General features: G+C 71.0%; 10 protein-coding genes. 7 read left to right on the forward strand and 3 right to left on the reverse strand.

Annotation, left to right across the window (positions count from 1 at the left end; translation table 11 throughout):
• Window positions 1-53 precede the first annotated feature (53 nt).
• Complete coding sequence (locus tag Q0Q47_RS28670; RefSeq protein ID WP_293868190.1) at window positions 54-797, reverse strand: VOC family protein; 744 nt, start codon at window positions 795-797, stop codon at window positions 54-56.
• Between the two features lie 96 nt (window positions 798-893).
• On the opposite strand from Q0Q47_RS28670, the gene Q0Q47_RS28675 reads away from it, so the two are divergent.
• The 6 genes from Q0Q47_RS28675 to Q0Q47_RS28700 all read left to right on the forward strand — a co-directional run bounded on the left by Q0Q47_RS28675 (window position 894) and on the right by Q0Q47_RS28700 (window position 6,860).
• A complete protein-coding gene (locus tag Q0Q47_RS28675) occupies window positions 894-1,526 on the forward strand; it encodes an arylsulfatase (protein ID WP_293868192.1) in 633 nt (210 codons plus the stop codon).
• Between the two features lie 64 nt (window positions 1,527-1,590).
• Entirely contained in the window at window positions 1,591-2,241 is a 651-nt protein-coding gene (locus Q0Q47_RS28680; RefSeq protein WP_293868194.1) for a TetR/AcrR family transcriptional regulator, read from the forward strand.
• 121 nt (window positions 2,242-2,362) lie between these two features.
• The gene (locus tag Q0Q47_RS28685) at window positions 2,363-2,857 is read left to right on the forward strand and encodes a tripartite tricarboxylate transporter TctB family protein (protein WP_293868196.1); all 495 of its coding nucleotides are present in this window, start codon (window positions 2,363-2,365) and stop codon (window positions 2,855-2,857) included.
• Window positions 2,857-4,368, forward strand: a complete 1,512-nt coding sequence (locus Q0Q47_RS28690; RefSeq protein WP_293868198.1) for a tripartite tricarboxylate transporter permease — start codon at window positions 2,857-2,859, stop codon at window positions 4,366-4,368. The genes Q0Q47_RS28685 and Q0Q47_RS28690 overlap by 1 nt, the downstream gene beginning before the upstream one ends.
• A gap of 37 nt (window positions 4,369-4,405) precedes the next feature.
• A complete protein-coding gene (locus Q0Q47_RS28695) occupies window positions 4,406-5,389 on the forward strand; it encodes a tripartite tricarboxylate transporter substrate binding protein (protein ID WP_293868200.1) in 984 nt (327 codons plus the stop codon).
• Window positions 5,390-5,537: 148 nt separating this feature from the next.
• Entirely contained in the window at window positions 5,538-6,860 is a 1,323-nt protein-coding gene (locus Q0Q47_RS28700; protein ID WP_293868202.1) for a CapA family protein, read from the forward strand.
• Between the two features lie 44 nt (window positions 6,861-6,904).
• Here the strand turns inward: Q0Q47_RS28700 and Q0Q47_RS28705 are convergent, their stop codons facing one another.
• Both Q0Q47_RS28705 and Q0Q47_RS28710 read right to left on the reverse strand, forming a co-directional pair.
• A complete protein-coding gene (locus Q0Q47_RS28705) occupies window positions 6,905-7,846 on the reverse strand; it encodes an NAD(P)-dependent oxidoreductase (RefSeq protein WP_293868204.1) in 942 nt (313 codons plus the stop codon).
• A gap of 11 nt (window positions 7,847-7,857) precedes the next feature.
• Entirely contained in the window at window positions 7,858-9,039 is a 1,182-nt protein-coding gene (locus Q0Q47_RS28710; RefSeq protein ID WP_293868206.1) for an acetyl-CoA C-acyltransferase family protein, read from the reverse strand.
• 238 nt (window positions 9,040-9,277) lie between these two features.
• Between Q0Q47_RS28710 and Q0Q47_RS28715 the strand changes: the two genes are divergently transcribed.
• Window positions 9,278-10,972 carry an adenylate/guanylate cyclase domain-containing protein gene (locus Q0Q47_RS28715; protein WP_293868208.1) on the forward strand — a complete coding sequence of 565 codons (1,695 nt, stop codon included), beginning with the start codon at window positions 9,278-9,280 and terminating at the stop codon, window positions 10,970-10,972.
• The last annotated feature ends 180 nt before the right edge of the window (window positions 10,973-11,152 follow it).

Consider the following 11,152-nt stretch of genomic DNA (forward strand, 5'->3'; position numbering starts at 1 on the left):
GCCCCATCGGCGAGGCACGAACGGGCCAGATGGGGCGGCGGTTCCCGCCGTCCCTAGGCGAACGCACCGAGCGTCAGGGTGCCGCCGTTGCCGAAGGAGAGGCGAGCCGGCGCCGTCTCCGGCGGGCAGCGGACCGCCACAGCGACCGGACCGAGCCGGCCGCCCCCGGCCTCGACGAACGTGACCGTGCACCCGCCGACCGACACCACCTGCTCCGGCTGCGGGGATGCGTCGGTGGGCAGGCCGAGCAGAGCGCGCAGCCGCCGCGCCGATGCGGCCGGCACGGCGCTGGCAACGGTGACGGCGGCAATGCCCCGTGCGCTGTTGCCGTGGGACGGCGCCGGCGGCACGCGCGCGCCGCGTCCGGCCACGTCCTGGACGAGGAAGGGCAGCGCCTCGTCGCCCTGCGTCCCCCGTCCGGCGAGAAGCAGCCGCAAGCTCCAGTCGCCCGCCCCGGCGACGCTGTTGCCGACCTCGTGGACGGCGCCGAGGATGACGCCCGCGGCCGCGCCGCGGCGGCCCGCTTCGTCGAGATCGGCCACCAGGATCGAATAGTCGGCAAAGCCGCCGCCCGATGCCATCACCGGGCCGAGCCGATGGGTCTCGATGGTCTGCGGCGAACGGAAGGCAGCGAGCTGGATGTAGCTGTCGTCGGCGAAGACGACGAACCGCGACAGCGTGCTGCCGGCCTTCGCGTCGGCCCGCTCCAGAACGGTGAAACCGGCGCCGGAGAAGGCGGCGACGGCCTCGTCGATGTCGTGGACGAGCAGGATCAGGTGGTCGAGCCTTGGCGGCATGTGCGGCGTTCCGGGCCTGGCATGGGCGGTTGCACGAGGGATCGGGCGTCAGGATAGAGTAGCCCGCATCGATTGTGCGAGACACGGACGGACGCCATGCCCCGGATCGGCCTCATCCATGCGCTTCGGCATTCGCCGCCTCCCATCGAGGCTGCCTTCGCCGCGCTGTGGCCACAGGCGAGGCTAATGAACCTGCTCGACGACGGTCTCTCGGCCGACCTGGCCCGGGACGGGGCCATCACCGACGCGATGACGCGGCGGTTCCTGGATCTCTCGGCCTATGCCGTTCGCACCGGGTGCGACGGCATCCTGTTCACCTGTTCGGCGTTCGGCCCTTGCATCGATGCGGTCAAGGCGGCCCATCCCGGGCTCCCGGTGCTGAAGCCCAACGAGGCGATGATCGAGGACGCCCTGTCCGCCGGGCGCCGCATCGGACTGATGGCCACCTTCGGACCGACCTTGCTGACGATGCCGGCCGAGTTTCCGGCGGACCTCGTCGTCGAGCCCTGCCTGGTGGAGGGGGCGCTTGCGGCACTCGACCGGGGCGACGCGGCGGAGCACGACCGCCTCGCGGCGGCCGCCGCACGCGGCCTCGCGCACTGCGACGCCATCGCGCTCGCCCAGTTCAGCCTCGCCCGGGCGGCGGGGGCGGTCGCGGCGGCCAGCGGGCTGCCGGTCCTGACCACGCCGGAGAGCGCGGTCCGCAAGATGCGGCGGCTGCTCGCCTAGCCCGGCGACGAGCGCGTTGACTTGCGCGCCGGCCCTGCTAGGAACGAGACAGGTCTGTCCAGCCATGCCCCTGTCCGTACGCGAGCACATCATCGAGGTCGCGGGAGCCCTGTTCTACAGTCGGGGCATCCGGGCCGTCGGGGTGGACGAGATCATCCGCCAGGCCGACATCGCCAAGGCGACGCTCTACCGTCACTTCCGCGGCAAGGAGGAGATCGTCGTCGCCTGCCTCGAGGCACGGCGTGCCCGCCTTGAAGCGCGCTTCCTCGACGGTGTCTACCGGCACGTGCTGGGTCCGCCCGAGCGCCTGGGAGCGGCCTTCGACCTCCTGATCGGCAGCCTGAGCGCTCCCGACTTCCGTGGCTGCGCCTTCCTCATGGCGGTAGCGGAGCATGGGGATTCCGCGGCCATCCGCTCGGCGGCCCGCGGCTACAAGGAGTTCATCCGCAACCAGTTCTTCGCCATCGTGCGCGACCACGTGCACGATCCGGAGACGCTCACCGAGCAACTGGCCCTGCTCTACGAGGGGGCGATCGCGACCGCCGTCATCAGGCCGGACGCGAGCCCCGGAGACCACGCCAAGCGCTGCGCCCTGCTGCTGTTTTCCCAGTACGCGGCGACGCGGCCGGAGGGCGCGACGGTGGCGCCGGCGGAGCCGAACGTGGCCATCGCCACGCCTGTGACCGGGAGCCGTCGAAGCGGAAGGGCAAGGTAGACAGATCTGTCTGTCCTGACCTAGGTTCGGCCGAACACAATGCCGATGAAGGCCCTCGGGGAGGGCGCAGAAGGGATGCCGAAGTGGGTCGCACTCCATGCCTGATCCGGGGACCCCGGCCGTGACGACCGCCGACCGCACGTGGCGACCTCTGGGGATCTCGTGCCTGGCGCTGGCCGCGGCCGCGGCCTGGATCGCCTCGGACTACGCCGTGGGCACCGTCACCGCCATGGGTCCGGGCTTCATCCCTCTGGTCGTGGCGGCCTTCCTGTTCCTGATGGGCGTGCTGATCCTGGTGGCGCGCGGCAACGACGTCGCGGCCGAGGATGCCGACGAGGGCGAAGATCCGGCGACGGAACCGCCGGCCCTCGCCCCGTTCGGCGCGATCCGGCCGATCGGCGCCATCCTGGCCTCGATCGTCGCCTTCGGACTGGCCATCAAGCCGCTGGGGCTGGCGCTGACCACCTTCCTCGTCGTCCTCATCGGCGTCTATGCCAACCGCTCCGCGCGGCTCGTGCCGGCGCTGCTGCTGGCCCTCGGGCTGTCGGCGGGCGCGTGCCTGCTCTTCGTGACGCTGCTCAGCCTGCAGATCGGCCTGTTCCCGAGGTTCGAGTGATGTTCGACCAGTCCCTCCTCGCGGGCCTGGCGCTCGGCTTCCAGGTCGCCGTCGATCCCACCAACATCCTGTTCTGTTTCCTGGGCTGCCTGATCGGCACGCTGATCGGCGTCCTGCCGGGGCTTGGCCCGACGGCGACGATCGCCATTCTCCTGCCGATGACCTCGGCGCTGTCGCCCGTCGCAGGCCTGATCACGCTCGCCGGAATCTACTACGGGGCGCAGTACGGCGGCTCGACCACGTCGATCCTGCTGCGGCTGCCCGGCGAAGCCTCCTCGGTGGTCACGGTCCTCGACGGCCACGCCATGACCCGCCGGGGGCGAGGCGGCGCCGCCCTGGCGATCGCGGCCTGGGGATCGTTCTTCGCCGGAACCGTCGGCACGCTCTTCATCGCCCTGTTCGCCCCGCTCCTGGCGGTGCTCGTGCTGAAGTTCGGCGCCGCGGAGTACTTCGTGCTGATGGCGCTGGGGCTCGTGGCGTCCGTCGTGCTGGCCCAGGGGTCCGTGCTGAGGGCTCTGGCGATGATCGCCATCGGGCTCCTGTTCGGCCTGGTCGGCACCGACGCCAATTCGGGCCAGTACCGCTTCACCTTCGGATCCTACGAGCTTCTGAACGGCCTGCCCTTCGTGCCGCTGGTGGTCGGCCTGTTCGGCATCGCCGACATCCTGATCGCCCTCGAGCAGGCCCGCGATGCGGAGGCGAGCCAGGCCGGAAAGATCGGGTCGCTCTGGCCGACGCGCGAGGAGACGAAGCGGGCGGCCCCGGCGGTGGCGCGCGGCACGCTCATCGGCCTGTTCCTGGGCCTGCTGCCCGGCGGCGGCGCGCTGATGAGCTCCTTCGTCGCCTACTCGGTCGAAAAGCGCGTGTCCGACAAGGAGGGCACGTTCGGCAAGGGCGACCCTGCCGGCGTGGCGGCGCCGGAATCGGCCAACAATGCCGGCGCGCAGACCTCGTTCCTGCCGCTGCTGACGCTCGGGCTGCCCTCCAACGCGGTCATGGCCCTGATGACGGGAGCCATGCTGATCCACGGCATCGTGCCCGGCCCCCGCATCATGACCAACCAGCCCAACCTGTTCTGGGGGCTGATCGCGAGCATGTGGATCGGCAACCTGATGCTCCTGGTGATCAACCTGCCGCTCGTCGGCATCTGGGTGCAGATGCTCAAGATCCGCTACAGCGTGCTCTACCCGATCATCCTCGTCGTCAGCCTCGTGGGCATCTACAGCGTCGACTACTCCACCTTCGACGTCTTCCTGACGGCGGCCTTCGGCCTCCTGGGCTACGGGATGAACAAGTGGAAGTGCGAGCCGGCGCCGCTGGTGCTGGCCTTCGTGCTGGGGCCGATGATGGAGCAGTATTTCCGGCGCGCCATGCTGGTGGCGCGCGGCGATCTGGCGATCTTCGTCGAGCGGCCGATCAGCCTCACCCTGCTGCTCATCACGGCGGCGCTCCTGGCCGGCATCGCCGCTCCGCACGTCCGATCCTTCCGGCGCAAGGCCTTCGCAGAATGAACCGGCCGTCGCCCAACCACGAACAGCGAGGAAACCCATGACGACGATGACGCGCAGGACGCTGCTGGCAGGGGCGGGAAGCCTCGGTCTGGCGGGTGTGCTCGGGCTGCGCCCGGCCCTGGCCCAGGCCTTCCCCGAGAAGGACTTCACCTATGTGATCCCCTACACGCCGGGCGGCATGTCGGACAACATCTCGCGCATCATGGGCGAGCGGCTGGCGGCGGCGACCGGCAAGAAGGTGATCAACGACTACAAGGCCGGCGCGGGCGGAGCCATCGGCGCCAACTACTACATGGGACTGAAGCCCGACGGCTACAGCCTGCTGCAGTCGACCAACAGCTTCTACGGGGTCATCCCCGCCGTCACCAAGGTCGAATACGACCCCAAGACCGACCTGACCCCGCTGGTGCTGATCGGCGACGCGCCGATGGTCATCGCCGTCAGCCCGTCGGTCGGCGTCAAGACGCTGCAGGAGCTGTTCGCCTACGCCAAGAAGAACCCCGGCAAGCTCGCCTACGCCACGTCCGGGCGCGGCACGGTCGGCCATCTCAGCGGGGTCTGGATCGCCAACCGCGGCGGCGTCGACCTCCTGCACATCCCCTACAACGGCGCGGGCGAGGCCCTGCAGGCCTGCCTCTCGGGCGAGGCGCAGCTCTTCATCGGTCCGGAGGCCGCCGAGCACATCCTGGCCGGCAAGCTGATTGGCCTCGGCACCATGGGCGACAAGCGCTGGAGCGGGCTTCCCGACGTGCCCTCCACTGTGGAAGCGGGCGTTCCGGGCTGGGCGCCGCGCAGCTGGCACACCATCACCGTGCACTCCAAGGTCCCCGACCCCGTCAAGCAGCAGCTCGCCACCGCCGTGAACAAGATCCTGGCGAGCGACGACGTGAAGGACAGGCTGGTGAAGTTCGGCCTCATCCCCGGCATCGTCGACCTCGCCGGCATGCGCAAGCGCGCCGACGACGACCTCGTCGAGTTCGGCGTGCTCATCAAGGACGCCGGCCTCGCGCTGAAGAAGTAGCCCGGGGCGCTCTCGCCACGCCGTGCGAGCCGCCCACGAATGACGTGCCCCGTCACTCCGTCCGGCCCCGGCAGGACGGAGTGATGGCGAACATGCTTCAGACTGCTGCAGGCCGGAGGCTTGCCGCCCCAGCAATGGACACGAGCCCATGAAAATCGTCGCGGCGGGTGACGCCATCTTCTCCAGCCGGAACCTCGCCAACCGGCTCGATCCCGCCCTGCTCGGTCTCGTCCGGGGCTCCGACGCGGCCTTCGTCAACGCCGAGTTCATCTGCCCGCAGCGCACGACGCCGCCGGCGCCGCGCCGCTTCATCACCGCGGTGGGCGAGGAGGCGATCGACGAGCTGATGGCGATCGGCTTCAACCTGATCTCGTTCGCCAACAACCACACGGGCGACTTCGGCCCGCAGGGCGTCCTGGACACGATCGAGGCCTGCGAGGCGCGCGACGTGATCGCCAGCGGCATTGGCCGCAGCCTGGAGGAGGCGCGCGCACCGCGCTTCCTCGACACGCCGGCCGGCCGCATCGCCATCGTCTCGGCGAGCACGACGCGCTCGACGGAGTTCGCCGCGAGTTCTCCCGGCGCCGGCATCGCGGCGCGCCCGGGCCTCAACCCCCTGCGCTGGGGACGCGCCTACGTGCTGCCGGACGCGGAGTTCCGCGAGTTGCAGCGCATCGAGGCCATGCTCGGCATCGCCGAGAGCCGCAAGGAGGTCCTGCGGGTCGAGGTGGTGAAGGACCCGGGCCCGGATCGCTTCGGCTTCGGCTCGTTCTTCGAGGGCGCGCTGCAGATCGAGCGCGGCGAACGGGCCCATGTCCGCTACTTCCACAACGAGCGCGACGGGCGGGCGATCCTCGACTCGATCGGCGACGCGGCCAACCGGGCCGACGCCGTGATCTTCAGCCTGCACACGCACGAGGGCACGGACGAGAACTGGTACTCGGAGCGTCCCGCCCCCTTCATCGAGGCGTTCTGCCGCAAGGCCATCGAGGCGGGCGCCACGGCGGTGATGGGGCATGGCCCGCACATGATGCGCGGCGTGGAGATCCATCGCGGCCGCCCGATCTACTACTCCCTGAACAGCCTCTTCATGGAGTTCGAGACCGGCGAGTACCGCATGACCCCGGAGATGTACGAGGCCTACGGCTTCACGCGCGACAGCCTGCCCTCGCACCTGCACCGGTCCCGTGTCGAGGACGCCGCCGGCCGTCGCATCGGCTTCTATGGCGAGCCGCGCTTCTCCCGTGCCGGCCTCGCCCTGTGCGAGGTGTCTCCCGACGGCGTGCTGCCGACGCTGGTGCCGATCGATATCGACATGAACCGGCCCCGCCCCACCCAGCGCGGCGTCCCCGCGATCGCCTCCCCGTCCGTGGGCCGGGCCATCGCCGAGGACCTCGCGCGCATGAGCGCGCCCTATGGCACGCGCGTCACCTACGACGACGGCAGCGGGGCCATCCGGTTCGAGGGCTGAGCGCGAGGGGGAGCGCCCCCTCGCCAGGCCGCGGGGCGGACGCCTCAGTACCCGCGTACGGGGTCGACGCGCCCTGCCGGGATCTCGCCGGCGAGATAGGCGTCGAGATTGGCGCGCAGGCGGCGGGCCAGGCGCTCTTCTCCGTCCTCGACCGCACCCGACTCGTGCGGCGTGAGACGAATGCCGGGATGGCTGTAGAAGGGGTGCCCTTCCGGCAGCGGTTCGGGGCTGGTGACGTCGAGCGTCGCCGCACCCACCGCCCCGCTCGCGAGCGCCCTCAAAAGGGCGTCGTCGTCGATCAGCGCCCCGCGTGACACGTTGACGAGGTGCAGGCCCGGCCGCGCCGCGCCGAGCACGTCATCGTCCAAGCAGCGGCGCGTCTCGGACGTGAGCGGCATGGCCAGGACCACGTGGTCGGCCCAGGCGAAGAGGTCGCGCAGGGAGCCCATCATCGCCACGCCCTCCGGCCCGGATCCGCCCGACCGGCGGACCGCCGCGACGTGGAGGCCGAGGGGGATGGCCAGCCGCGCCACCTCGGCGCCGATCGCGCCGAAGCCGGCGATCCCGAGCCGCTTGCCGGCGATGGCGCCGAGCGGCCGTGCGCGCCACTCGGACGGACCGGCGATCCGCGGCGCCGTGATCCTCTTCTCGTGGGCGAGAACGGCCGCGACGACGTACTCGGCCATGGCCGCCGACTGCACGCCGACACCCCGGGTGACCAGCGGCACGCGATGGATCCAGGCGGGGAAGGTGTCGAGCCCGGCGGACGCGATCTGGAGCCACTTCAGGCTGCCCGGCCACGTCGCGGGCACCACGGCAGGCGCCGCCTTCCATTGCGTCTGGTAGGTGAAGAGCGCCTGCGCGCCGGGCGGCGGATCCCACGCCGCCCGACCGTCCAGGCGCACGATCTCCGGCCGCGCGGGGTGCGCGGCCAGAAGCTCGTTCTGGGTGTCGTTCAGCGTGCTGGCGATGACGAGCGTCGGCATGGGCGCGCGGCTCAGTGCATGGCCTCGATGGAGAGCGCGATGCCCTGGCCGCCGCCGATGCACATGGTGCAGAGCGCGCGCTTGCCGCCCGTCCGCTGCAGCTCGTAGAGCGCCTTCACCAGGATGATCACGCCCGTGGCGCCGACCGGATGGCCGAGCGCGATCGCGCCGCCGTTGGGGTTGGTGCGGTCGGCCGGCAGGCCGAGGTCCTTGCTCACCGCGCAGGCCTGGGCGGCGAAGGCCTCGTTGGACTCGATCACGTCGAAGTCGGACGCCTTCAGGCCCGTCTTTTCGAGGAGCTTGCGCACGGCCGGCACCGGCCCGATGCCCATCAGCGAGGGCTCGACGCCGGCATGGGCGTAGCCGGTGATGCGGGCCAGCGGCTTCTTGCCGTGCTTCATCGCCCGGTCGGCCGCCATGAGCACCACGGCCGCCGCGCCGTCGTTGATGCCCGAGGCGTTGCCGGCCGTCACCGATCCGTCCTTCTTGAAGGCAGGACGCAGGCTCGCGAGGTTCTCCAGCGTCGTGGCGGGCTTGGGGTGCTCGTCGGTGTCGAAGGTGACGGTGTCGCGCCCCTTGCGCACCTCGACGCCGAGGATCTGGTCGGCGAAGCGCTTCTCGGCGATGGCCACGCCGGCCCGGCGCTGGCTCTCGGCAGCGAAGGCGTCCTGGGCCTCGCGGCTGATCTGCCACTTGGCGGCGACGTTCTCGGCGGTGATGCCCATGTGGCCGGCCCCGAACGGATCGCTGAGGGTCGCGAGCATCATGTCCACGAAGGTCATGTCGCCCATCTTCACGCCACTGCGGATCGACTGGGTCGAGTGAGGTGCCCGGGTCATGCACTCGGCGCCGCCGGCCACGGCGACGTCGGTGTCACCCAGCGAAATCATCTGCGCGGCCGAGATCACGGCCTGCAGGCCGGATCCGCACAGGCGGTTCAGGGTCATCGAGGGAACCTCGATCGGAATGCCGGCGCCGATGGCCGCCACGCGCGACAGGTACGCGTCCTTGGGCTCCGTGTGGATGACGTTGCCGAACACCACATGGCCGACGTCGGTCGGCGCGACCGCCGAGCGGCGCAGGGCCTCGGTCACCACGAGCGCGCCGAGTTCGGTGGGGGACTTGTCCTTGAGGGCGCCCTGGAACGAACCGATGGCCGTCCGCACGCCATCGACGATGACGATGTCCTTCATGTGCCTTCCTTCCCTGGTCCTGCGTCCGTTGAGTGTCGGAACCCGGTTAGCACATCGGCGGGTGCGAAGGCACGGCCTTGAACGCAGGCTCGACCCCCGCGGCCTCGCACTTTCGGGTGACGAAGCCCTTCCCGGGCGGCGCTGCCGGTTGGACCGGGCAGGCGGCGATCCCGGGCGTCCGTTTCCCTCGCGGCGCGGCTTGGTCTAGAACGCGGTGTAACAACGCGGAATTGCAACCATGAGCGATCTGCATCAGCAGGTGCGCACCGCCATTCTCGCCGCGGACGCGGTCGGCTTCAGCCGCTCGATGAGCGTCGACGAGTTGCGCACCGTGCAGGCGCTGGCGGAGAGCCGTCGCGTGATGGATCCGCTGATCGCCGCCCATGGCGGCAGGATCTTCAGCACGGCCGGGGACAGCGTTCTGGCGGCGTTCGACGACCCGCGGTCGGCGGTGCGCGCCGCCGTCGCCATCCAGGAAGCCCTGGCGGCCGGCGACGGAAAGGCGCGCCTCGTCTACCGGGTCGGCGTGTCCTACGGCAATGCCATCGTCGATGGGGAGGATCTCCTCGGCGACACGGTCAACGTGGCGGCGAGGCTCGAGGCGACGGCCCCGGCCGGTGGCATCTGCATCTCGGGCGAGGTCCACGAGCGGCTGGCCACCGGGGCCGACGCCTGGCAGGACCTCGGCCTCCGCCACCTGAAGAACCTCGTGCGGCCGGTGCGCATCTTCCGGCGGTCGGTCGCCGGCTCGGCCGAGCCCGATGCCGTCGCGCGGGCCCGGCGGCCCATGCTGGCCGTCCTGCCCTTCACCAGCGCCGATCCCAACGACGAGTATCTCGCGGAGGGCCTGGCGGACGACGTCACGGCCGGCCTGTCGCGTTTCAGCCGTCTCGCGGTGCTGGGAACGGCGTCCTCGCAGGCCTATCGCGGGGGCGACCTCACGGCGGCGGCCAACGATCTCGGCCTCGACTACGCGGTCCGGGGTAGCCTGCGGCGCCTCGGCGACCGGGTTCGGCTGTCCGTTCAGCTCGTCGCCGCCCGCTCGGGCCTCACCATCTGGGCGGAACGCTACGACAGCCTGGTCTCCGACATGTTCGCGGCGCAGGACCAGATCGCCGCGACCGTGGTGGGAACGCTGGCGGGCGTGGTCGAGGAGGAAGGCGCCCAGCGGGTGGCGCGCAAGCGCACCGAGAGCATGGAAGCCTACGACTTCCTGCTGCGCGGCATGCACCTCGCACGCAAGCTCGATCCCGCCTCGGCGACCGAGGCGCACGCGATGTTCGAGCGCGCGCTGCTGCTCGACCCCGGCTACCCCATGGCGCTGTCGTGGCTCGCCCTGATGCGGCTGCGGCGCTGGGCCTTCGAGCCGCGCGACGGCAAGGAGGAGAGCCTGCTCGAGCCCGCCCGCCGGGCGCTCGCACTCGACCCGCACGAGAGCTGGTGCCACCTCGTCTTCGGCCAGATCCTGCTCTACCTGCGCCGCTTCCACGAGGCGGAGGAGCACCACCGGCGCGCCTGCGAACTGAACCCCTTCGACGCCAACGTGCTCGCGCTCAGGGCCCCGATGAGCCTCTTCATGGGCGACCCGGTCGAGGGGGAGGCCTGGGCGCGGCGCGCCATGCAGCTGAACCCGCGCTACCCCGACTGGTACCCCACGAACCTCGGCCTCGCCCTCTACCTGCAGGAGCGCTGGCGAGAAGCCGGCGCCGTCTATGCGGGCGTTTCGGCCCCGCAGGCCGGCGTCCTGGCGGGTCTCGCCGCGAGCCTCGCGCAGGCCGGCGACACGGAGGCATCGGCGGATGTGGCCCGGCGTCTCCTGGCCATGGTCCCCGGGTTCTCGGCGCAGCGCTTCGTCGACGGCCGCCCGTTCGTGCGGGACCGCGACAGGGCGCTGCTGCGCGACGGCCTGCGGCTGGCAGGCCTCCCCGACTGAGGGCCCGTGAAGCGGCCTCAAGGGCCGCACCACAACGTCACTCAGGGTGCGCGCCACCTTTCATCCGTCCTGCCCGGGCTTGGCCCGGGCATCCACGACTTTGCGGGGCCATCCTCAGTCGTGGATGGCCGGGCCAAGTGTTTAGACCGGGGAGATGGTGGACACCTGTTCGGGGACATG

Source organism: uncultured Alsobacter sp., assembly GCF_945952055.1.
Lineage (GTDB): Bacteria > Pseudomonadota > Alphaproteobacteria > Rhizobiales > Beijerinckiaceae > Alsobacter.